21 protein-coding genes and 1 tRNA gene are annotated in these 23,024 nt (G+C 62.0%); 19 read left to right on the top strand and 3 right to left on the bottom strand.

The features are described from left to right. Positions 1-17: 17 nt before the first annotated feature. From AB5Y47_RS01400 to AB5Y47_RS01335, 14 genes are all read left to right on the top strand, one after another. Positions 18-93 (top strand) — tRNA-Thr (locus AB5Y47_RS01400). A 212-nt stretch (positions 94-305) separates the two neighbouring features. Next, entirely contained in the window at positions 306-1,571 is a 1,266-nt protein-coding gene (locus AB5Y47_RS01395; RefSeq protein ID WP_049636357.1) for a cytosine deaminase, read from the top strand. An 87-nt stretch (positions 1,572-1,658) separates the two neighbouring features. After that, entirely contained in the window at positions 1,659-2,036 is a 378-nt protein-coding gene (gene crcB / locus AB5Y47_RS01390; RefSeq protein WP_039041077.1) for a fluoride efflux transporter CrcB, read from the top strand. A 65-nt stretch (positions 2,037-2,101) separates the two neighbouring features. After that, complete coding sequence (ubiE, locus tag AB5Y47_RS01385) at positions 2,102-2,854, top strand: bifunctional demethylmenaquinone methyltransferase/2-methoxy-6-polyprenyl-1,4-benzoquinol methylase UbiE (protein ID WP_039041078.1); 753 nt, start codon at positions 2,102-2,104, stop codon at positions 2,852-2,854. 8 nt (positions 2,855-2,862) lie between these two features. Beyond that, positions 2,863-3,471 carry an SCP2 domain-containing protein gene (locus AB5Y47_RS01380; RefSeq protein ID WP_368219636.1) on the top strand — a complete coding sequence of 203 codons (609 nt, stop codon included), beginning with the start codon at positions 2,863-2,865 and terminating at the stop codon, positions 3,469-3,471. Further along, complete coding sequence (gene ubiB, locus AB5Y47_RS01375) at positions 3,471-5,111, top strand: ubiquinone biosynthesis regulatory protein kinase UbiB (RefSeq protein ID WP_039041079.1); 1,641 nt, start codon at positions 3,471-3,473, stop codon at positions 5,109-5,111. Before AB5Y47_RS01380 ends, ubiB begins: the two co-directional genes overlap by 1 nt. A gap of 39 nt (positions 5,112-5,150) precedes the next feature. Beyond that, the gene (gene tatA, locus AB5Y47_RS01370; protein WP_010672358.1) at positions 5,151-5,399 is read left to right on the top strand and encodes a Sec-independent protein translocase subunit TatA; all 249 of its coding nucleotides are present in this window, start codon (positions 5,151-5,153) and stop codon (positions 5,397-5,399) included. Between the two features lie 3 nt (positions 5,400-5,402). Beyond that, positions 5,403-5,861, top strand: a complete 459-nt coding sequence (gene tatB, locus AB5Y47_RS01365) for a Sec-independent protein translocase protein TatB (protein WP_368219635.1) — start codon at positions 5,403-5,405, stop codon at positions 5,859-5,861. Further along, complete coding sequence (gene tatC / locus AB5Y47_RS01360) at positions 5,858-6,610, top strand: twin-arginine translocase subunit TatC (RefSeq protein WP_010672360.1); 753 nt, start codon at positions 5,858-5,860, stop codon at positions 6,608-6,610. Before tatB ends, tatC begins: the two co-directional genes overlap by 4 nt. Before the next feature lie 111 nt (positions 6,611-6,721). After that, complete coding sequence (locus AB5Y47_RS01355; RefSeq protein ID WP_049636359.1) at positions 6,722-7,507, top strand: TatD family hydrolase; 786 nt, start codon at positions 6,722-6,724, stop codon at positions 7,505-7,507. Between the two features lie 3 nt (positions 7,508-7,510). Continuing rightward, complete coding sequence (hemB, locus tag AB5Y47_RS01350; protein WP_039041081.1) at positions 7,511-8,530, top strand: porphobilinogen synthase; 1,020 nt, start codon at positions 7,511-7,513, stop codon at positions 8,528-8,530. Between the two features lie 221 nt (positions 8,531-8,751). Next, positions 8,752-10,794: an oligopeptidase A gene (gene prlC / locus AB5Y47_RS01345; protein WP_045522605.1), complete on the top strand. Its 2,043-nt coding sequence runs from the start codon at positions 8,752-8,754 to the stop codon at positions 10,792-10,794. Positions 10,795-11,028: 234 nt separating this feature from the next. Further along, entirely contained in the window at positions 11,029-13,596 is a 2,568-nt protein-coding gene (locus AB5Y47_RS01340; RefSeq protein WP_043155406.1) for a bifunctional diguanylate cyclase/phosphodiesterase, read from the top strand. A gap of 60 nt (positions 13,597-13,656) precedes the next feature. Then, entirely contained in the window at positions 13,657-14,406 is a 750-nt protein-coding gene (locus AB5Y47_RS01335; protein ID WP_069784359.1) for a class I SAM-dependent methyltransferase, read from the top strand. Between the two features lie 70 nt (positions 14,407-14,476). Here the strand turns inward: AB5Y47_RS01335 and AB5Y47_RS01330 are convergent, their stop codons facing one another. From AB5Y47_RS01330 to rhlB, 3 genes are read right to left on the bottom strand one after another with little or no spacing between them, the layout of a single operon-like run. Then, positions 14,477-14,737 (bottom strand): Rho-binding antiterminator, encoded by a 261-nt coding sequence (locus AB5Y47_RS01330; protein ID WP_069784334.1) that lies wholly within the window; start codon positions 14,735-14,737, stop codon positions 14,477-14,479. A 12-nt stretch (positions 14,738-14,749) separates the two neighbouring features. After that, positions 14,750-16,240, bottom strand: a complete 1,491-nt coding sequence (gene gppA, locus AB5Y47_RS01325; RefSeq protein WP_368219632.1) for a guanosine-5'-triphosphate,3'-diphosphate diphosphatase — start codon at positions 16,238-16,240, stop codon at positions 14,750-14,752. Between the two features lie 13 nt (positions 16,241-16,253). Further along, the gene (gene rhlB, locus AB5Y47_RS01320) at positions 16,254-17,543 is read right to left on the bottom strand and encodes an ATP-dependent RNA helicase RhlB (protein WP_029313424.1); all 1,290 of its coding nucleotides are present in this window, start codon (positions 17,541-17,543) and stop codon (positions 16,254-16,256) included. Positions 17,544-17,656: 113 nt separating this feature from the next. On the opposite strand from rhlB, the gene trxA reads away from it, so the two are divergent. The 5 genes from trxA (at position 17,657) to fre (ending at position 22,927) form a co-directional block, all read left to right on the top strand. Then, positions 17,657-17,983 (top strand): thioredoxin TrxA, encoded by a 327-nt coding sequence (gene trxA / locus AB5Y47_RS01315; RefSeq protein WP_010672369.1) that lies wholly within the window; start codon positions 17,657-17,659, stop codon positions 17,981-17,983. A gap of 207 nt (positions 17,984-18,190) precedes the next feature. Then, entirely contained in the window at positions 18,191-19,456 is a 1,266-nt protein-coding gene (gene rho / locus AB5Y47_RS01310) for a transcription termination factor Rho (protein WP_010672370.1), read from the top strand. A gap of 106 nt (positions 19,457-19,562) precedes the next feature. Further along, complete coding sequence (locus AB5Y47_RS01305; protein WP_045522595.1) at positions 19,563-20,570, top strand: hypothetical protein; 1,008 nt, start codon at positions 19,563-19,565, stop codon at positions 20,568-20,570. Between the two features lie 33 nt (positions 20,571-20,603). Beyond that, entirely contained in the window at positions 20,604-22,073 is a 1,470-nt protein-coding gene (ubiD, locus tag AB5Y47_RS01300) for a 4-hydroxy-3-polyprenylbenzoate decarboxylase (protein ID WP_052815127.1), read from the top strand. A gap of 155 nt (positions 22,074-22,228) precedes the next feature. Further along, complete coding sequence (fre, locus tag AB5Y47_RS01295; RefSeq protein ID WP_010672373.1) at positions 22,229-22,927, top strand: NAD(P)H-flavin reductase; 699 nt, start codon at positions 22,229-22,231, stop codon at positions 22,925-22,927. Positions 22,928-23,024 lie beyond the last annotated feature (97 nt).

Here is a 23,024-nt window from a genome sequence, read left to right as displayed (position 1 = left end):
TCTTTACCGGTTAGTGTGCTGATATGGCTCAGTCGGTAGAGCGCATCCTTGGTAAGGATGAGGTCCCCAGTTCGATTCTGGGTATCAGCACCATTAAATGAGAAAGCCTCCCAATCGGGAGGCTTTTTTGTATCTGCCTTTCGGCCATCCATCGCAAATTGCAGTCCTGCAATGTCGCACCTTCTTGTTGCTGACATATCTTCCCTTTCTATCCCGTATGCTTTCCGGGCGGCGCTTCTCTATTAAAGGGATCCGGGCTAAGTTGTGGATTGGCAAAGACAACTACGCTTTCGAAGGGGAAGAACATGCTGATTAGGAATGTGCGTCTGGCGGGCAGGGAAGGGATGTGGCAAATCCTCTGTCAGGGAGGCGTGATCCGGGCCATCGAGCCCATGAGCACTCAGCTGCTCTCTGCCCGCGAGCTTGATGGTGAGCAAGGCCTTGTCATCCCCCCCTTTATCGAACCGCACATTCACCTCGATACAACCCAGACGGCTGGCGAGCCGAGCTGGAACCTCTCCGGCACCCTGTTCGAGGGGATCGAGCGTTGGGCCGAGCGCAAGGCGCTGCTGACCCATGAGGATGTGAAACAACGCGCCATCCAGACACTGAAATGGCAGATTGCCAACGGCATCCAGTTCGTGCGGACTCACGTGGATGTTTCCGACCCCAATCTGGTCGCCCTGAAGGCGATGCTGGAGGTGCGGGAGGAGATGAAGGAGTGGGTGGAGCTGCAGATAGTGGCCTTCCCACAGGAGGGGATCCTCTCCTACCCCAACGGCAAGGCATTGCTGGAAGAGGCTCTCAAGCTGGGGGCCGACGTGATCGGTGCCATCCCCCATTTCGAGTTTACCCGGGAGTACGGGGTCGAGAGTCTGCACTACGTCTTCGATCTTGCGGAGAAATATCAGGTTCTGGTGGATGTGCATTGCGACGAAATCGATGACGAACAGTCCCGTTTTATCGAGACGCTGGCAACCTTGGCCTACGAGCGCGGTATTGGCCATAGGGTAACCGCCAGCCACACCACCGCCATGCACTCCTATAACGGAGCCTATGCCTCGCGGCTGTTCCGGCTGCTCAGGATGGCGGACATCAACTTCGTCGCCAATCCGCTGGTAAACATTCACCTGCAGGGGCGCTTCGATACCTATCCCAAGCGTCGTGGCATCACCCGGGTGAAGGAGATGCTGGAGGCGAACATCAACGTCTGCTTCGGCCACGACGACGTGTTCGATCCCTGGTATCCCATGGGCACGGCCAACATGTTGCAGGTGCTGCATATGGGGCTGCATGTCTGCCAGATCATGGGCTACGAACAGATCAACGACAGTCTCAAGCTGATCAGCTGTCACAGTGCCCGCACCCTGAACGTGCAGGATCGCTACGGCATCGAGGTGGGCAAGCCCGCCAACCTGCTGATCCTTCCTGCAGAGAATGGTTTCGATGCGGTGCGCCGCCAGGTGCCGGTATGTTATTCCATCCGTCATGGCAGAGTCATCGCCGATACTCGCCCGGCCGAGACGACCCTCCATCTTGTGAATCCAGAACGGGTAGACTTTCGCCGCTAGGGTCTTGCCGGGTCGATTAATTGCCCGGCTGTCCCCTGCTGTCGAGATTTTGCATAATGCCAACCTGACAATCTTGGAGACTGCTTGATGCAAACCTGGTTATTTGTCGCTGTCGGGGGCGCCTTCGGTGCCTGCCTGCGCTTTGGCATCGCCGAGCTGATGGCATGGCTGCTGGGACGCCACTTTCCCTATGGCACCCTGGTGGTCAACGTGGTGGGTTCCTTCATCATGGGGATTGCCTATGCCCTGATCAGCCATGGTCACGTGGTGGAACACCCGATGAAGCCATTGCTGATGGTGGGTATCCTCGGCGCCTTGACCACCTTCTCCTCCTTTGCCCTCGACACGGTCGTGCTGGCCCAGCAAGGGGCCTATCTGAAGGCGCTGCTCAATATCGGTCTCAATCTGTTCCTCTGTCTGGCCATGGTCGTGCTGGGTATGCAGTTGGTCGCAAGCCGGGTTTGAGGTGTCCGCACGCCATCGGCTCTGGTAAACTGGCGGCCATTCTTTGCTCTATGGGTATTTGAGGGATGTCGGAACAGACTACTACTACGCATTTTGGCTATAAAACCGTGGCAGCGACCGAGAAGGAAACCCTGGTCGCCGGTGTCTTTCATTCGGTAGCGGCCAAGTACGATCTGATGAACGATCTGATGTCGTTCGGCATCCATCGCCTCTGGAAGCGCTTTACCATCGACTGCTCCGGTGTCCGCAAAGGACAGAAGGTGCTGGATCTGGCTGGCGGCACAGGGGATTTGACCGCCAAGTTCTCCCGCATCGTGGGCGAGACCGGTCAGGTGGTCCTGGCGGACATCAACGACTCCATGCTGAAAGTGGGCCGCGACAAGCTGCGCAACCTGGGGGTGGCCAACAACGTCTCCTACGTACAGGCCAATGCCGAGGCGCTCCCCTTCCCGGACAACCACTTCGACGTCATCACCATCGGCTTCGGCCTGCGCAACGTCACCGACAAGGACAAGGCGCTTGCCTCCATGTTCCGGGTGCTCAAGCCGGGTGGCCGCCTGCTGGTGCTGGAGTTCTCCAAGCCGGTGAGCGAAGTGATCGCCAAGCTGTATGATCTCTACTCCTTCAAATTGCTGCCGAAAATGGGCGAAATCGTCGCGAATGACAGCGAAAGTTACAAATACCTGGCGGAATCCATCCGCATGCACCCGGATCAGCAGACCCTGGCAGGCATGATGGAGAATGTCGGGTTCGAACAGGTTGAGTTCTACAACCTGACCCAGGGCGTGGTTGCCCTGCACCGCGGTTACAAGTTTTAAGGTCGCCTATGCCGATGGATGCCATGGTCACCGCAGTGATCGAAACCAGCCTCAACCAGTTGCTGGCCCTGGACAAACAGAGCCCGGAGCGGCTGCGCAAGCTGACGGGCAAGGTACTCAAACTGGAGCTGCGCGAGCTCAAGCCGCTCTGGTTTGTCTTCTCGGAGCGCCGTCTGGATGTGCTGGCCAGGTTTGAAGGGGAGGCGGATGCGGTGCTGAGCCTCTCCCTGACCGCCCTCGGCCTGCTCAAAGAGCCTTCCGCCCTGACCCGCTATATCCGCGAGGAGAAGCTGGACCTGAGCGGTGACCCCCTGCTGGTGCAGGCATTCAGCGCCCTGCTTGGCGAGCTCGATATCGACTGGGAAGAGGAGCTGTCCCGCTACACCGGCGATGTGGTGGCCCACACCCTGTGCAGTGGTGCCCGTCAGGCTCGCCGTTTTGTGGGGCGAGAGTTGTGCCGTTCCCAGCGTCAAGTGGCTGAGTATCTGACCGAGGAGGCGAGGCTTGCCCCGGGTCCGCTGGAAGTGGCGAGCTTCAATGACGATGTCGAAGAGCTGGCCCAACAGATGAAGGCGATCGAGTTGCGGCTTGCCCGCCTCGAACAGCAGGTGAGCTGATGACCCCGAAGGAGTTCAAACGCCTCTATCGCATCGTCAGCATCCTGCTGGAACAGGGCATCGACGAGCTGGTGCCCGCCCGTTATCAGCCCTGGCCTGGCCGTCTGGCCCGTCGCAGTCTGTTCTGGCTCAAGAACAAGCAACAAGGCATGAGCCGTGGCGCCCGTATTCGCCTCGCCTTCGAGGCCCTGGGCCCCATCTTCATCAAGTTCGGCCAGATGCTCTCGACCCGCCGAGACCTGCTGCCCCCCGACATTGCCGAAGAGCTGGCCCTGCTGCAGGACAGGGTGCCTCCCTTCTGTGGTCAGGCCGCCCGTCGCCAGATAGAAGAGAGCCTGGGTTGCCCCGTCGAGGCCCTGTTCGATGACTTCGATGAGACGCCGCTGGCGTCCGCCTCCATCGCCCAGGTGCACACCGCCCGGTTGAAGGAGAACGGCCGCGAGATCGTCATCAAGGTGATCCGTCCCGATATCGAGCCGGTCATCGAGGCCGACCTGCGCCTGATGCAGGCCCTGGCCCGTCTGGTGGCCCGTTTCGTGCCCCAGAGCGGACGACTGCGCCCCGTCGAGGTGGTGGAGGAGTATCGCAAGACCATACTCGACGAGCTCAACCTGATGCGCGAAGCGGCCAACGCCATCCAGCTGCGCCGCAACTTCACCGGTTCCGAGGCGCTCTATGTGCCCGAGGTGTTCACGGACCATTGCCGTGAGCAGGTGCTGGTGATGGAGCGTATCTACGGCATTCCGGTCTCCGACATTGCCGCGCTGGAAGCCAACGGCACCAACATGAAGCTGCTGGCCGAGCGCGGAGTGGAAGTGTTCTTCACCCAGGTGTTCCGCGACAGCTTCTTCCACGCCGACATGCACCCGGGCAACATCTTCGTCTCTTTCGAACACCCCGAGAATCCGCTCTGGATCGGCATCGACTGCGGCATCGTCGGCACCCTCAACCGGGAAGACAAGCGCTACCTGGCGGAGAACTTCCTCGCCTTCTTCAACCGCGACTACCGCCGTGTGGCCGAGCTGCACGTAGAGTCAGGCTGGGTACCGCCCGATACCAAGGTGGACGAGTTCGAGTTCGCCATCCGCACCGTGCTGGAGCCCATCTTCGAGAAACCGCTCTCCGAGATCTCCTTCGGCCACGTGCTGCTCAATCTGTTCAACACCGCTCGTCGCTTCAACATGCAGGTGCAGCCGCAGCTGGTGCTGCTGCAAAAGACCCTGCTCTATGTGGAAGGGCTGGGTCGCCAGCTCTATCCCCAGCTGGATTTGTGGCAGACCGCCAAGCCCTATCTGGAAAACTGGATGCACGAGCAGGTCGGCCCCAAGGCGGTGTGGAATGCCATCAAGGAGAAGGCGCCGTTCTGGGCGGAGAAACTGCCGGAGCTGCCGGAGCTGGTCTACGAGACCCTGCGTCAGGCCCGCCATCAGCAGCACCACTTCGACCAGATGTTTGCCGATTTCCGCCGCCACAGTCGCCGTCAGGGGCAGGCCCGCTACCTCTTAGGGGTTGGAGCCAGCCTGCTGCTCGCGGGTGTATTCTTGCTGACCCAGAAACAACACATTGAGTGGGGACAAATCAGCCTCGCCGGCGCCGGGTTATGCTGGCTGCTGGGTTGGTTGCGAACCCGTTCCCATTAAATAACCTGCGCCATCGGGCGCCTATCCGGAGAGAAAGTCATGGGTGGTATCAGTATTTGGCAGTTGTTGATCATCGCAGTCATCGTCGTGCTGTTGTTCGGCACCAAGAAATTGCGCGGTATCGGCGGCGATCTGGGCGCGGCGGTCAAGGGGTTCAAGAAGGCGCTCTCCGATGAGCCGGCCGACACCAAACCCGAGCAGAAAGATGCCGAGTTCCCGACCAAGCAGTTGAACGAGACGGCCAGCAACGCCGAAGCCGCCAAGCAGAAAGACAAAGATCAGGCCTAAGCCATGTTCGACATCGGTTTTTGGGAACTGGTCGTCATCGGCGTCGTCGCCCTGGTGGTGCTGGGTCCCGAGCGGTTGCCGGTCGCGATCCGCACCGCCAGCCACTGGATAAGGCTGATCCGCAGCACCGCCAACTCGGTCAAGGCCGAGCTGGAACAGGAGCTCAAGTTGCAGGATCTGCACAACGATCTGAAGAAGGCCGAACGGTTGCAGATGAACAACCTGAGCCCCGAGCTGCAGGAGTCCATCGAGCAGTTGAAAGCGGCCGCCCAGTCGGTGAATCGTCCCTATCAGGGGGAGAACGAGATCCGCCCGCCTCGGGAGCCCGCCCAGGCTGAGCCAGCCATTCCGGTGGCGGCCTCGGTGCCCGCGACCCCAGAGGTGCCACCGGTCAACAGCCAGCGAGAGAGCGAGCCTGTGCCTGCCAGCGAGTCCGCAGCCACAGGGGAGGTGAAGCCATGAGTCAGGCAGAACAACCCCTCATCAGCCATCTGGTGGAGCTGAGAACCCGTCTGCTGCGCGCCATCTCCGCCATCCTGCTGGTGTTCATCGCGCTCATCTACTTCTCCAACAACATCTACGACTTCGTGGCCCAGCCGCTGCTCAGCCAGTTGCCGGCAGGCACCAGCATGATAGCGACGGATGTGGCGACGCCCTTCATCACGCCCATCAAGCTGACCCTGGTGGTCTCCTTCTTCGTGGCGATCCCCTATCTGCTCTATCAGGCCTGGGCCTTCATCGCACCCGGTCTGTACCAGCACGAACGGCGGCTGATCCTGCCTTTGGTGGCCTCCAGCGCCGTGCTGTTCTATGCGGGGATGGCGTTCGCCTACTACGTGGTGTTCCCCCTGGTGTTCGGCTTCTTCACCAGTACCGCCCCCGCCGGGGTGACGGTGGCGACCGACATCGCCAGCTACCTGGACTTCGTGCTGACCCTGTTCTTCGCGTTCGGGGTGGCGTTCGAGATCCCGGTGGCCACCATACTGCTCTGCTGGACCGGGGTGACCACCCCCAGGAGCCTGAAGGAGAAGCGCCCCTACGTCATCGTCGGGGTCTTCGTGGTCGGTATGTTGCTGACGCCGCCCGATGTCTTCTCCCAGACCCTGCTCGCGATCCCCATGTGGGGCCTGTGGGAGATAGGTCTGTTCTTCGCCCGCTTCTACGTGAAGAAAGAGGACGAAGAGCAGCAACAAACGGAAGAGGGGAGCTGAGGCTCCCTTCCTCTTTTCATGCATCCGTTCGAGGCGTATGGTAAGGCCCCATCGAGTAGATGGTTTTCAAATGCCTGATATGCACCTCGTTTGTCCGGAACCCCTGACTCCATGATCGACATCGGTTTGAACCTGACCAGCAGCCAGTTCGCAGGCGAACAAGCCGACCTGGTGGAACGCGCGCGCGCCGCCGGGGTGGAAGCCCTGATCCTGACCGGCACCGATCTGGCCGGCAGCCGCGAAAGTGCCGCATTGGCCGCCCGCTGGCCCGGTTACTGCTTCTCCACCGCCGGGGTACATCCCCATGATGCCAAAAGCGTCAATGAGGCGACCCTGCCCGCCCTGCGGGAACTGGCGGCCCTGCCCCAGGTGGTGGCTATCGGCGAGTGCGGTCTCGACTACAACCGGGACTTCTCCCCCCGCCCGGTGCAGGATGCGGTGTTTGACGCCCAGCTGGCGCTCGCCGCCGAGCTCGGGATGCCGGTGTTTCTGCACTGCCGCGATGCCCATGACAAATTCGTCGAGATCCTGCGCCCCTGGTTGCCCCGCCTGCCGGGGGCCGTGCTGCACTGCTTCACCGGCTCCGACGCCGAGCTGGACGAGTGCCTGGCGCTGGGGCTGCATATCGGGGTGACCGGCTGGCTCTGTGACGAGCGCCGTGGCCAGCTGCTGCGCGAGCAGGTGGCCCGCATTCCGGCGGGTCGCCTGATGATAGAGACGGACGCCCCCTACCTGGTGCCGCGGGATCTGAAACCCAGGCCCAAACGCAACGAACCCGCTTTTTTGCCGCACATCGCCCAGGTGGTGGCGGCCTGCCGTGGTGAAGCGCCCGAGGCCTTGCTGGCCCATACCCGGGCCACCTCCGCCGCATTCTTCCAACTTCCGCTTTTGGAGTGATTCATGGCCACAACTCTTCCGGGGGCCTTCCCGGGCCGTCGCCTGCGCCGGGTGCGCAAACATGACTTCAGCCGCCGCCTGGTGCGCGAGAACGTACTGACCGTCGACGATCTCATCTATCCCGTGTTCGTGCTGGAGGGGGAGGGTCAGCGAGAGGCCGTTGCCTCCATGCCGGGGGTGGACAGGCTCTCCATCGATCTGCTGCTCGAAGAGGCCGCCGAACTGGTGGCCCTGGGTGTGCCGGCGGTGGCCCTGTTCCCGGTGACGCCGCTGGAGAGAAAGAGTCTGATGGCGGAAGAGGCTTACAACCCGGATGCCCTGGCCCAGCGGGCGACCCGTGCCCTCAAGGCTCGCTTCCCGGAGCTCGGGGTCATCACCGATGTGGCGCTCGACCCCTTCACCACCCATGGCCAGGACGGCATCATCGATGACGAAGGCTATGTGCAGAACGACATCACCACCGAGATCCTGGTGAAGCAGGCGCTCTCCCATGCCGCCGCCGGGGCCGACATGGTGGCCCCGTCCGACATGATGGACGGCCGCATTGGTGCCATCCGCGCGGCGCTGGAGGAGAATGGCTTCGTCAACGTGCAGATCATGGCCTACTCCGCCAAGTACGCCTCCCACTACTACGGCCCGTTCCGCGATGCGGTGGGCTCCGCCGCCAACCTCGGCAAGAGCAACAAGGCCACCTACCAGATGGACCCGGCCAACGGCAACGAAGCCCTGCACGAGGTGGCCCTCGACATCGCCGAAGGGGCGGACAGCGTGATGGTCAAGCCGGGCATGCCCTACCTGGACATCATCCGCCGGGTGAAGGATCAGTTCGGCGTGCCGACCTTCGCCTATCAGGTGAGCGGCGAGTACGCCATGCACATGGCGGCGATCCAGAATGGCTGGCTCAAGGAGAAAGAGTGCGTGATGGAATCCCTGCTCTGCTTCAAGCGGGCCGGGGCCGATGGCATCCTCACCTACTTCGCCAAGCGGGTCGCCCAGTGGTTGAAAGAGGACGCCCGACGCTGAGGCGGGGAGTGTCCATGCCCTCACAATGCCGGCCCTCGGGCCGGCATTGTCGTCTCTGGCTGATGAAGTGCTGGTTTTATGAACAAAATGCCTGAAAAAGTGGGCAACATGCCCGTCTCTTGGCGGCAAAGGCTTGATAAATGGGGTTTCTGCCTACATCTTAGATGGTCCAAGCAGGCTTCTGGACGGCAGGGGCTGCAGAGCATTTAGAGGTACCGCAGATGACTAACCCTTTGCTGACAATGGACTCGCTGCCTCCCTTCAGCCAGATCCAGCCCGATCAGGTGCAACCTGCCGTGACGCAGGCCATCGCCGATTGCAAACAGAAGATTGAGGACGTGCTGGCCCAGAAGGAGCCTCACACCTGGGACAGCCTGATCGCCCCGCTGGAAGAGGTCAACGACCGCCTCTCCCGGATCTGGTCCCCCATCAGCCACCTCAACGCCGTGCAGAACAGCGAGGCGCTGCGGGCGGCTCACGATGCCTGCCTGCCGCTGCTTTCCGAATTCCAGACCTATGTCGGTCAGCATGAAGGGCTCTATCAAGCCTATCTGGCCCTCTCCGAGAGCGATGACTTCCCCCGGCTCGATGATGCCCAGCGCAAGGAGATCCTGAACACCCTGCGCGATTTCCGCCTCTCCGGCATCGGTCTGCCTGCCGAGGCGCAGCAGCGCTACGGCGAGATCCAGGCCCGCCTCTCGGAGCTCGCCTCCCGTTTCAGCAACAACGTGCTGGACGCGACCCAGGGCTGGCACAAGCTGGTGACCGACGAGGCCGAGCTGGCCGGTCTGCCCGCGAGCGCGCAGGCTGCCGCGCGCCAGATGGCCGAACTCAAGGGCAAGGAGGGGTGGCTGTTCACCCTGGACATCCCCTCCTACCTGCCGGTGATGATGTATGCCGACAGCCGCGCCCTGCGTGCCGAGCTGTATGAGGCCTTCACCACCCGCGCCTCCGACCAGGGCCCCAACGCCGGCAAGTGGGACAACTCCGCCATCATGACCGAGTTGCTCACCCTGCGCCGGGAGCTGGCCCGACTGCTGGGCTTTGCCAACTATGCCGAGCTCTCCCTCGCGACCAAGATGGCGGACAAGCCGGAGCAGGTGGTGGACTTCCTCACCGACCTGGCTGCCAAGTCCCTGCCCCAAGGCAAGGCGGAGCTGGAGGAGATCCGCGCCTTTGCCGCCGAGCAGCACGGTCAGGACGAACTGGCGGCCTGGGATCTTGCCTATTACGCAGAAAAGCTCAAACAGCACAAGTTTTCGGTCTCTGATGAGCAGTTGCGTCCTTATTTCCCCGCTGGTCGGGTCGTGAAGGGGCTGTTCGAGGTGGTCAAGCGGGTGTTCGGCATGAAGGTGCGCGAGCGTCTCGGCATCGACACCTGGCACCCGGACGTGCGCTTCTACGACATCTTTGACGCCGATGACGAGCTGCGCGGCAGCTTCTACCTGGATCTCTACGCCCGCGAGCACAAGCAGGGCGGCGCCTGGATGGATGTCTGCCTGGGTCGCCGCTACCGTCAGGACGGCTCCCTGCAAAAGCCGGTGGCCTACCTGACCTGCAACTTCAACGGCCCGGTGGACGGCAAACCGGCCCTGTTCACCCACAACGAAGTGGTCACCCTGTTCCACGAGTTCGGCCACGGCATTCACCACATGCTGACCCGCATCGATGTGGCTGGCGTGGCCGGCATCAACGGCGTGGCCTGGGATGCGGTGGAGCTGCCGAGCCAGTTCCTCGAGAACTGGTGCTGGGAATCCGAGGCGCTGGCCTTCATCTCCGGCCATTACGAGACCGGGGAGCCGCTGCCCGCCGATCTGCTGGAGAAGATGCTGACCGCCCGCAACTTCCAGGCGGCGATGCAGATGCTGCGCCAGCTGGAGTTCGCCCTGTTCGACTTCCGTCTGCACCAGACCTTTGACCCGACCAGAGCGGATCAGATCCCTGCGCTGCTGGATGAGGTGCGCAGCCAGGTCGCCGTGATGACGCCTCCGGCGTTCAACCGCTTCCAGCACAGCTTCTCCCACATCTTCGCGGGCGGCTATGCGGCGGGCTACTACAGCTACAAGTGGGCCGAGGTACTCTCTGCCGACGCCTTCTCCCGCTTCGAGGAGGAGGGGATCTTCAACCCGGCCACGGGCCACTCCTTCCTGAAGAACATTCTGGAAAAGGGCGGCTCCAGGGAGCCGATGGAGCTGTTCCGTGCCTTCCGTGGCCGGGAGCCCCAGGTGGATGCGCTGCTGCGTCACAGCGGTATCGCCGCGTGAGGTCCCGCCGCCACAGTGAGCCTCGATTGGATGAGCTGCCGCGCCACTGCGGGAGCTTCAAGCAGGTACACATTTGCGGCATAGTGGGATCGAAACGTGATTTTTGATAGAAAAAGGGACCTTTTGGTCCCTTTTTCCAAGCCTTTTTAATATCTTGCGGAGTGCATGTTTGCACTGTCCCCGCCTCTTCAGTAGAGTCGGGTTCTACCTTCCAGGGAGAGAAAGAACCTTGCCATGAGGCGAGCACTCGAGTCTGTCTATCAAATCATCTCCAGCCTGTCTCATTCGAGTGGTCAGGGATATTTTGATGCCTTTGTGAGTGAAATCGCCAACGCGGTGGGGGCTGACTTCGTCCTGGTGTCCGGCAAGGATCAGGCGGGTCTGTTCTTTACCGTGCATGCCGCCTATCCCGCCTCCCTCGACATCAACTCCTACAGCTTCCCCCTCGCCGACACTCCGGGCGAGATCGCCATGCAACAGGGTGAAGCCTGGTTCAGTGATCGCACCCGCCAGCTGTTCCCCCACGCCGCCGTGCTGGAGCGCTGCGAGGTGAGAGCCTATGCCGGCGTCGCGCTCAAGAACGCCGAGGGAGAGACCATCGGCCTGTGTAGCGTCATGTTCAAGCGGGCCATGCCGAGAATGGAGAAGATAGTGGGCCTGCTGCGTCTGCTGGCCCCGCTCGCCGGTCGTGAACTGGCGCTGATGTATCAGCAGCGCCAGAGCCAGGAGCAGCCGGCGCAACCGGAACATCACCACTTCCTGGACACCATGATGTCCCATGCGCCCGTGGGCATCGGCAAGGTGGATCTGGGCGGCAAGATCCTCTGGGCGAACCCGGCCATCGAGAAGATGCTCGGCTACAGCCAGGAGGAGCTGCAACAGCTCACCGTCGCCGAAATCAACCATCCGGACGACTGGCAGACCAGCATTGCGCTCTACGACGCCCTCAAGCGGGGAGAGCGTCCCGCGTTTACCCAGGAGAAGCGTTATCTCCATCGGGATGGGACCGTCCTGTGGGGACGGGTGACGGTGACCCTGATCCGCAACGAGCAGATGCACCCCGACTATCTCATGGTGGTGCTGGAGAACATCGATCCCATCAGGCGCCATGCGGAGCAGCTCAAGCTCTCCCACCGGGTCTATGACAATCTCTCCGAAGCCATTCTGGTGTGCGATGCCGACAGTCGCATCATCTCGGTCAATCCGGCCTTCGAGAAGATCACCGGTTACAGCGAGGAGGAGGCGTGTGGCCAGCGGCCCAGCATGCTCAAGTCCGGACTGCACGATCAGACCTTCTATGCGGACATGTACCACGCCCTGGAGCGGGTGGGGATCTGGCGTGGGGAGGTGTGGAACAAGCGCAAGAACGGCAAGCTTTATCCCCAGCAGCTGATGATCAGCGCCGTGCGGGAAGGGGGCAAGATCAGTCAGTACATCGCCATCTTCAGCGATCTTTCCCAGACCAAGCTGGCGGAGCAGAAGATCGCCGCCCAGGCCAACTACGACAACCTCACCGGCCTGCCCAACCGCTGGCTGTTCGGTCGCTGTCTGGCCCGCTTCTGCGAGCGGGGGGAGCGCTTCGCCCTCATGGTGCTCGACCTCAACAACTTCAAGGCGGTCAACAACAGCATGGATCACCATGTGGGCGACGCCCTGCTGCGGGAAGTATCGGATCGGCTGGTGAGCCGGGTGCGCACCGAGGACCTGGTGGCCCGCATCGGCGGCGACGAGTTTGCCTTCCTGGTGCCCGGCATCGTCAACCGCCGTCAGGCCGAGGTGTTTGCCAAGCAGGTGATCGGCGGCTTTGCCCGCCCCTTCATGCTGGCCAACCAGCACCTCTATGTGACCGCCACCCTGGGGATCACCCTCTGTCCCAATGACGGCGGCGATAGCGACGAGCTCTTGCGCAATGCCGAGCAGGCCCTGTTCGTCGCCAAGCGCCAGGGACGCCCCCTCGGCACCTACAACGCCTCCATGCGGGAAGAGGTGAGCCAGCGCCACCAGATGCAGCACGATCTGGCGGAGGCCATCAAGCTGGGCCAGCTGACCATGGCCTACCAGCCCATCTGGGACAACCGCAGCGGCCGGGTCGCCAAGCTGGAGGCCCTGGTGCGCTGGTATCACCCCCACTGGGGTCAGGTCTCACCGGCGGATTTCATCCCGCTGGCGGAAGAGGCGGGGCTCATCCAGGGGCTGGGTGCCCTGGTGCTGTGGCAGTCTTGCCGGGATCTGGCCAGATTGCAGCAGTCCGGCTTCCCGGATCTGCAGATGTCCATCAACCGCTCCACCCTGGAGTTCCAGACCATAGACCCGGAGGCCAACGAGTGGCTCAGGGTGATCCGCCACTTCGAGCTGGATCCGGCGGACATCATCATCGAGATCACCGAATCTCTGCTGATGGAGACCAGCGATCAGCACAGGGTGCGGATCGATGCTCTGCGCGAGGCGGGCTGCAAGCTGGCCATCGACGACTTCGGCACCGGCTACTCGGCACTGAACTACCTGCGTACCTTCCCGGTGGATCTGGTGAAGATCGATCGCTCCTTCGTGCGCCATATTCCCTTCAACGAGCAGGACCGCCTGCTGCTCGACGGCATCATCAACATCGTGCACAACCTCGGCATGCAGGTGGTGATCGAAGGGGTGGAGACCCGGGAGCAGCTCAACTTCCTCTGCCAGAAGGGGTGCGCCTTCACCCAGGGGTATCTGCTCAGCCGCCCGCTGCCCTTCGACGATCTGACCGAGTACCTGAGTCTCAACCGTCAGGGAATGAACCTGGCGAATCTGACCACGGTGAGCTGACCCCCCGCTTCTGCTATCATGCCGGCTTCTGCGCCGTGATGAGTCCATGTTATGCCCCATATTCAGGTTTTCAGTGAAGTGCCCGCCCGCGATGGCGAGCTCGACGCCCTGCGCCAGCGCCTTGCCGACGTGGCGTTTCCCGCTCCCTTCGCCCTGGTGCTGACCGAATCGCGGTTGGAGCTGCGCAAGCTGGACGAACCCAAGCTGGGGGCCGTCTATGTGGACTTCGTGGAAGGGGCGGTGGCCCATAGGCGCAAGTTCGGTGGCGGGCGCGGCCAGTCCATCGCCAAGGCGGTGGGATTGAAGTCGGGAGCCATGCCGACCGTGGTGGATGCCACCGCCGGGCTCGGGCGCGATGCCTTCGTGCTCGCCTCCCTCGGCTGCAAGGTGACCCTGATCGAGCGCAGCCCCGTGGTGGCGGCCCTGCTCCAGGACGGTCTGACCCGGGCGGGGCAGGATCCCGAGATAGGCCCCTGGGTGCGCGAGCGGATGCAACTGCTGCAAGGCCCGGCGGTGGAGACCCTGCTGGCGCTGGCCGAGCGGCCGGAGGTCATCTACCTGGATCCCATGTTCCCCCACAAGCAGAAGTCGGCGCTGGTGAAAAAAGAGATGCGGGTGTTCCAGTCCCTGGTGGGGGCGGATCTCGACGCGGATGCTCTGCTGCCGGCGGCGCTCAGGATGGCTGACAAGCGGGTGGTGGTGAAGCGGCCCGACTATGCGGGCTGGCTCAACGAGCACAAGCCCAGCATGGCCATCGAGACCAAGAGCAACCGCTTCGACGTCTATGTGATGGCGGCGCTGGCGAGTTGAGTGGCGACTGGCAGGGAGTCTGAGCGTCAAACGAAGAGGGCCAACCTGATCAGGTTGGCCCTCTTGCTATTCATTGGCTGCGGGGTGGGGCGAAGTGGATCCGCTTTTCTTCCCCTTGCCAGACGAGTTCCAGGGTCGCCAGGTCCGCCAGGCTGAGGCGCTCAGCGCGCTCCAGCAGCAGATATTCGACTCCGTCGCTGGCTTCTATGGTGCGGATCCTGTCCGTCCAGGTTCGTCCAGCCCGGTCGGTGATCGTGACGGGCAGTTGCCAGCTTGCGGCGATCTCCAGCCAGTCGTACAGGTCACAGCTGACGGGTTGGTAATCGGCCATGGGGTGTGCGGCTCAGGCTTCCAGCAGCCGGGTGGACCAGCCCATCTTCTGCTGGCGTTCCACCTCGAGGCGCAGCTCGCTGGCGCGCAGGTAGTGCTCGTCCAGCCACCCCTTGGGCAGGGTCAGGGTCAGGGCATCTTCATCGGCTTGCAGCATGAACCTGGGCACAGTGCCCTGGGTCCGGCGCATGCAGAGGATGAGGGAGATGCGCAGGATGCGGGCCAGCCGGATCGCCTGGCGACCGGTGACGGCGCCCTGTTTCTCCAGCGGCTCCAGCTTGAATTCATCCCGCTGGTTGAACAGCAGGGCCGACAGCAGCTTCTTCTGCGCGGGGGTGAAGCCCGGCATGTCGATGTTGTCGATGATGTAGGCGGCGTGCTGCGGCGCCTTCTTGTACTCGATGCACAGACCGATTTCGTGCAGCAGGGCTGCGTAGCGCAGGATCGGGCGACCGTAGCGCTTGGAGAGGCGCCAGGCCGGCTGCAACTGGGTGAACGCCTCGATGGCGGTGTCGCGGACCCGCTCGGCGTGCTCCTTGTCGAGCTGGTAGCGGCTGATCAGGCTTTCGGCGGTGCGATCCCGGGCATCACAATCGTAATTGTTGCCGAGCAGGCCGTAGATGAGCCCTTCACGCAGTGCACCACCCGCCAGGGTCATGCTCTCGATGTCGAGGGTCTCGAAAATGGCGATCAGGATGGCGAGACCGGAGGGGAACACGGTCAGCCGTTCGGCCGCCAGCCCTTCGAGCTGCAACTTATCGAGTCTGCCGCAGGCGATGGCCTGACCCATCAGCTCTTGCAACTTGGGCAGGGTGACCCGCTCGCTCTTGCCCTGAGCCAGCATGATCTCCTGCAGCGCCTGGACGGTGCCGGAGGCGCCGACGCAGGTTCGCCAGCCGAGGACACGGTAGTCCGCAGCCACTTTCTCCAGTACCGCCTTGGCGGCGGCAATGGCCTGGTTGAAGCGCGCCTCGGAGAGCTCGCCATCACCGAAGTGGTTGTTGAGCCAGGTGACGCAGCCCATGTGCAGGCTGTTGAGCAGCTTGGCTTCGCTCTGCTCGCCGATCACCAGCTCGGTGCTGGCGCCGCCGATATCGATTACCAGCCGGTTGCCTTCCCCTGCCGACGTCCAGGAGACACCTTCATAGATGGTCTTGGCTTCTTCCTCACCCGAGATGATCTCGATGCTGTGGTTGAGCACCCGTTCCGCTTCGCTGATGAATTCGTCGACGTTGGTGGCCAGGCGCAGGGTGGCGGTGCCCACTACCCGGATGTTGTCGGACGGGATGTCCTGCAACTGCTCGGAGAAGAGGCGCAAACAATCCCAGCCCCGCTCCATGGCGGCACGGTTGAGGCGAAAATCGGCATCGAGGCCCGCGGCGAGGCGTACCTTGCGCTTGACCTTGGTGACGGTGCGCAGGGCACCGGCGACCTCGCGAACCACCAGCATGTGAAAGCTGTTGGAGCCGAGGTCGATGGCGGCATAGAGAGGCGAGTTGTGCAACTTGGCCGATCCCTCAGTTCTTGCGGGGGGGACGACGACGGTTGTTGCTGTTGCCACCGCCCTGGCGATCCCGCATGTTGCGGTTCACCGGCTGGCGGTTGCGGAACACCCGTTTTGGTGCGGTGACGTCATCCAGCAGCGCCTCGCGGTCATACTTGCTGACCGGGATGGGGTGGTGGATGTACTCCTCGATGGCCGGCAGGTTGAAGGCATAGTCTTCACAGGCCAGGCTGATGGAGTGACCGCTTCTGCCGGCGCGGCCGGTACGACCGATGCGGTGGACATAGTCTTCGGCATCGTCGGGCAGGTCGTAGTTGAAGACGTGGGTCACGTCGGGGATGTGCAGACCACGGGCGGCCACGTCGGTGGCGACCAGGATATCCAGGGTACCCTTGGTGAACTCTTCCAGGATCTTCATCCGCTTCTTCTGCGGCACGTCGCCGGTCAGCAGGCCGACGCGGTGGCCGTCGTTCTCCAGCCAGGCGTGAACGTCTTCACAGACGTGCTTGGTGTTGGCGAAGACGATGGCTTTCTCGGGCCACTCCTCTTCCATCAGGGAGAGCAGCAGCAACATCTTGTCTTCGTTGGAGGGGTAGAAGAGCTCCTCCTTGATCCGCACGCCGGTCATCTGTTCCGGTTCGACCTGTACATGTTCCGGGTGGTTCATGTGTTCATAGGCCAGCTCCTGCACCCGCAGGGAGAGGGTGGCGGAGAACAGCATGCTCAGACGCTCGGTAGCGGGGGGCATGCGGCGGAACAGGAAACGGATGTCCTTGATGAAGCCCAGATCGAACATGCGATCCGCTTCGTCCAGTACCACGACCTGGATGTTGCCGAGATCGATGACCTTGGACTTGAAGTAGTCGATGATGCGACCCGTGGTGCCGATCAGGATGTCGACGCCCTGTTCCAGCACGGCCAGCTGCTTGTCGTAGCCTTCGCCACCATAGGCGAGACCGAGCTTGAGGCCGGTGGAGGCGGACATGCTCTCTGCATCGTTATAGATCTGGACGGCCAGCTCCCGGGTCGGGGCCATGATGATGGCGCGGGGCTGGTTGACGAGGCGCGGCCTGGTCAGCGGATGGGTCAGCAAATAGTTGAATGTCGCCGCCAGGAAAGCCAGGGTTTTGCCGGTCCCCGTCTGGGCCTGACCGGCGAGGTCATGACCTTCAACCAGCAGGGGCAGGGACAGTGCCTGGATGGGCGTACAATAGTGAAACCCCTTTGATTCCAGACCAGCCAGAACTTCGGGTTCGAGGCCCATTTGGGCGAATTTTTCGGTCGTTAGATGTGTTTTGCTCATGGCGGTAGGTTATCAGGTTAGGCTTGCAATAATAAACAGGATCATTTCAAATAGGGCAACTATTGCCTTTGTTGAACCATCAATAAAGCCTTAATTACTGACTGGAGTTGGAGATGAGTGACAAGATTGTTCAGCTGAGCGATGCCAGCTTCGAGGCCGATGTAATCAACGCCGACAGCCCTGTTCTGGTCGATTTCTGGGCCGAATGGTGTGGACCGTGCAAGATGATTGCCCCGATCCTGAACGAAGTTGCTCAGGAATATGAAGGTCGCGTGACCGTGGCGAAATTGAACATCGATCATAACGCCGACACTCCGCCCAAGTACGGCATTCGTGGTATCCCGACCCTGCTGCTGTTCAAGAATGGTGAAGTGGCAGCGACCAAGGTCGGCGCCCTGTCCAAGACCCAACTGAAAGAGTTCCTGGACGGCAACCTGTAATAATCAAGAAGGAGCGCATTGCAATAATGCGCTCCTTGTGTTTTATCACCTAGACGCTCACCCTGATTGGTGCTAGTTTATCGCTCGTTTGCTAACCTTTTTGCCTGACTCTTTGCTTAACTACCAGCCTGGCAAGTCAAATCCGATCAACATCAATCCAGCAGACTGTCTCCTCATTTCAATCCTTGCTTACAGACTTTCACCACTATGAATCTGACTGAACTTAAGAACACTCCTGTGTCCGAGCTGGTCCAGCTTGGCGAATCCATGGGGTTGGAAAATCTGGCTCGGGCGCACAAGAAAGACATTATCTTTGCAATCCTCAAGGCGCACGCCAAGGGCGGCGAGGATATCTTTGGCGACGGTGTGCTGGAAATCCTGACCGACGGTTTCGGTTTCCTGCGCAGTGCAGACGGCTCTTATCTCGCTGGTCCGGATGACATCTATGTCTCCCCGAGCCAGATCCGCCGCTTCAACCTGCGTACCGGCGATACCATCTCCGGCAAGATCCGGCCGCCGAAAGAGGGCGAGCGCTATTTCGCCCTGCTCAAGGTCAACGACGTGAACTACGACCGTCCGGAAAACTCCCGCAACAAGATCCTGTTTGAAAACCTCACGCCCCTGCACGCCAACGAGCGTCTGCGCATGGAGCGTGGCAACGGTTCCACCGAAGACATCACCGCCCGTGTACTGGATCTGGCATCCCCGATCGGCAAGGGCCAGCGCGGTCTCATCGTTGCACCGCCCAAGGCCGGTAAGACCATGCTGCTGCAGAACATCGCCCAGAGCATCGCCTACAACCACCCGGATTGTGAGCTGATCGTGCTGCTGATTGACGAGCGTCCGGAAGAAGTGACCGAGATGCAGCGGATGGTGAAGGGCGAAGTCATCGCCTCCACCTTCGACGAGCCGGCCTCCCGTCACGTCCAGGTCGCCGAAATGGTGATCGAGAAGGCCAAGCGTCTGGTCGAGCACAAGAAGGACGTGGTGATCCTGCTGGACTCCATCACCCGTCTGGCTCGCGCCTACAACACCGTCATCCCGTCTTCCGGCAAGGTGCTGACCGGTGGTGTGGATGCCAACGCCCTGCACCGTCCGAAGCGTTTCTTCGGTGCGGCGCGCAACGTCGAAGAGGGCGGCAGCCTGACCATCATCGCCACCGCGCTGATCGATACCGGCTCCAAGATGGATGAAGTCATCTACGAAGAGTTCAAGGGTACCGGCAACATGGAACTGCACCTCTCGCGCAAGATTGCCGAGAAGCGCGTCTACCCGGCCATCGACATCACCCGCTCCGGCACCCGCAAGGAAGAGCTGCTGACCGCACCGGACGAGCTGCAGAAGATGTGGATCCTGCGCAAGATCATTCACCCCATGGGCGAGATCGACAGCATCGAGTTCCTCATCGACAAGCTGGCTGCGACCAAGACCAACGACGAGTTCTTCGACTCCATGAAGCGTCAACAGAAGTAACAGCCTCTTCCATGACAAAACCGCGGCCCAGGTCGCGGTTTTTGTTTATCTATTTCACGGCTGGCTTAGTAGTATGAAGCCTCGATGTCACAAGGAAAGGGACGTCATGAAGCTGGTGTTGTTCATATGGATGGGTTGGTTGTGGCTGGCGGCCCCGGTGCATGCCGATTCCCCGCCGCAATTGCAGGCTCCCCTGGTGGCGGACGAGGGACTGGAGGGGCATCGGGCGTACCTGGACGGCCGTATGGCGCTCGGGCAGTTTGATGCCATGGACTCGTTGCTCGAGACCCTGTCGGTGGGGCAGCGGGAGTTCCTGTTGTTCCAGTTGCTGGGTGAGCTCAAGTCATCGGGCGCACCGAGCCCGGCGCTGCTGGCCTGGGTGCGGGCACAAGCGGCCAAGGCGCCACAATGGCTGGTGGAAGGGAAGGTGGACGGTTTCTTGGTGCAGCTACCCGCCTACGACTTCCCCGCCGAGGCCCGGCTGGTGCTGAGCCACTGGCAGCAGCTGGCCTGGCAGGACAACTATCGCCAGTTGCTGGAGCAGGATCGCTTCGACTTCAAGCAGGTCTACTACAGCCGCAATCCCGAGCTGACACAGCAGCAGCAGGCCCTGCTGGCGGTGCTCGATCGGCAGCCGGTATCCGTGCTGCGCCGAGAGGCGCAGCGGCTTGCCGCCCTCAATCTCTTCCTGCCGGACAACCAGTTGCTGCTGCACTTCATCGAACAGACCGGGGAGACGGCACTCTACCTCAAGCTGTGGCGTCAGCCAGTGGATCACGATAGTCTGACTGCGCTACACACCATTTCCCGCTTTTATTCAGGGCAGGAGGCGAGCGATCTGCTGATCGCCGCCAGCCAGAACAGCCGCCTGATGGTCCCCGCCCTGCACCAGCTCAGCCGCCTCTCCCCCTTGCCGGACGGGGCCCAGCAGTTCCTCCTGGCCGAACTCGGCAAGCACCAGTATGGCGGGCTGGTGGCCGGCCTGTTGTTGCAGATGGACGAGCCCAGGCTCCTGGGTCAATTGGCAAACCGGCTGACGCTTCAGGAGCGGCGACACGCCTCGTCCGTCATGAGGTCCGATACGGGTACACCGGATACGCCGCCAGGGTTATAATGCGGGACCACCTGATCCCGCTGGGGTACTTGCATGAAATACAAGGACTTGCGTGATTTTATCGCGCAGTTGGAACAAAACGGACAGCTCAGGCGCATCAGTCGCGAGATAGACCCCTATCTGGAGATGACCGAGATCAGCGACCGTACCCTGCGTGCGGGGGGCCCGGCTCTGCTGTTTGAGAATCCCAAGGGCTACACCATGCCGGTGTTGACCAACCTGTTCGGCACGCCGGACCGGGTTGCCATGGGCATGGGCCAGCCCAACGTCAGCGCCCTGCGCCAGGTGGGGACCTGGCTCTCCTACCTGAAAGAGCCGGAGCCGCCTCGCGGGCTCAAGGAGCTGATGGAGAAGCTGCCCATCTTCAAGCAGGTGCTCAACATGCCGACCAAGCGGCTCTCTTCGGCCCCCTGTCAGCAGGTGGTGCTGGAAGGGGACGCGGTGGATCTGGATCAGATCCCCATCCAGCACTGCTGGCCCGGGGATGTGGCGCCCCTGGTCACCTGGGGGCTGACCATCACCCGCGGTCCCTACAAGAAGCGGCAGAACCTTGGCATCTATCGCCAGCAAAAGATCGGCAAGAACAAGCTGATCATGCGCTGGCTGGATCACCGGGGTGGCGCCATCGATTTTCGCGAGTGGCAGGAGGCCCACCCGGGCGAACGCTTCCCGGTGGCGGTGGCGCTGGGCGCCGATCCGGCGACCATCCTGGGCGCGGTGACGCCGGTGCCGGACAGCCTCTCCGAATACGCCTTTGCCGGTCTGCTGCGGGGCAGCCGTACCGAGGTGGTGAAGGCGCTGAGCTGCGATCTGGAAGTGCCCGCCAGCGCCGAGATCGTGCTGGAAGGCTATCTGGAGCCGGGGGAGATGGCCCCCGAAGGGCCTTACGGCGATCACACCGGCTACTACAACGAAGTGGACGAGTTCCCGGTCTTCACCATCACCCACATGACCATGCGCCGGGATGCCATCTACCACAGCACCTACACCGGCCGTCCGCCCGATGAGCCGGCGGTGCTCGGGGTAGCGCTCAACGAGGTGTTCGTGCCGCTGTTGCAGAAGCAGTTCCCCGAGATAGTGGACTTCTACCTGCCGCCGGAGGGGTGCTCCTACCGGATGGCGGTGGTGACCATCAAGAAGCGTTACCCTGGCCACGCCAAGCGGGTGATGCTTGGAGTCTGGTCCTTCCTGCGCCAGTTCATGTACACCAAGTTCGTGATCGTCTGCGATGACGACATCAACGCCCGCGACTGGAAGGACGTGATCTGGGCCATCACCACCCGGATGGACCCGGCTCGGGACACCACCCTGATCGAGCACACCCCCATCGACTACCTGGACTTCGCCTCGCCGGTCTCCGGGCTCGGCTCCAAGATGGGGCTGGATGCCACCAACAAGTGGCCGGGGGAGACCAATCGCGAGTGGGGTCAGCCCATCGTCCAGGACGAGGCGGTAAAGCAGAAGATCGATGCCATCTGGGACGAGCTGAAGATCCTCGACTGAGGGATCCCCGATGCGGCGCGGCCATTGTGACGCAAAAGTGCGGTATTGCCGTGCCGAATTGGGTATGCTCGACGGACCTGACCACCAACTGGTCGCCATAAAAACAGTGAAACCATGAGCGAAGCGGGCCGGGCAGGCCCCTCACAAGGACAAGAATGCAACGTATCAAGTGCCGCGTAGAGGAACTGCGCGAATATGTCGACACCATCTGGCACGTGGCGCTGGCGCCGCAGCAGGAGGTGAGCTTCAAGCCGGGCCAGTATCTGCTGGTGGTGATGAGCGATTCGGACAAGCGCCCCTTCTCCATCGCCAACTCGCCGACCCGCTCCGGCGTGCTGGAGCTGCAGATCGGTGCCACTCCCGAGAATGCCTATGCCGGTCAGGTGCTGGCCCGCATGCGCGAGCAGGGAGAGATCGAGGTCGAGCTGGCCGCCGGCAAGGCGTTCCTGCGCGACGAATCCCCCCGACCGCTGATCCTGATGGCGGGAGGCACCGGCTTCTCCTATGCCCGCGCCATCCTGGAATACCTGATCGGCAGTGGCAGCAAGCGTCCGGTGTTCCTCTACTGGGGCGTACGCCAGGCGCACTGGCTCTACGAGCTGGAGCAGATGCAGCAGTGGGAGCGCGACTACGCGCCGCTGACTTTCATTCCCGTGGTGCAGGAGCCCGAGAGCGACTGGACCGGCAGGACCGGGCTGGTGCACAAGGCCATCATGGATGACTTCGTCAGCCTGCATGACTACGACATCTATGTGGCGGGCCGCTTCGAGATGGCCGGTGCCGCGCGGGAAGAGTTCAAGGTGCTGGGCGCCGAGCCCGAGCGCATCTTCGGCGATGCCTACGAGTTTATCTGACCACGGCCAACCGCAGAGCGTCGATCTGCCCCCTTATCGTCTTGCGAGAGAAGGGGGATGAGAAACTCGTTGTCCCCATAAAAACGACAAACCCCAG

Source organism: Aeromonas sp. R7-2 (genome assembly GCF_040908105.1).
GTDB lineage: Bacteria > Pseudomonadota > Gammaproteobacteria > Enterobacterales > Aeromonadaceae > Aeromonas > Aeromonas caviae.
This window is presented reverse-complemented; position numbering and strand designations above follow the sequence as displayed.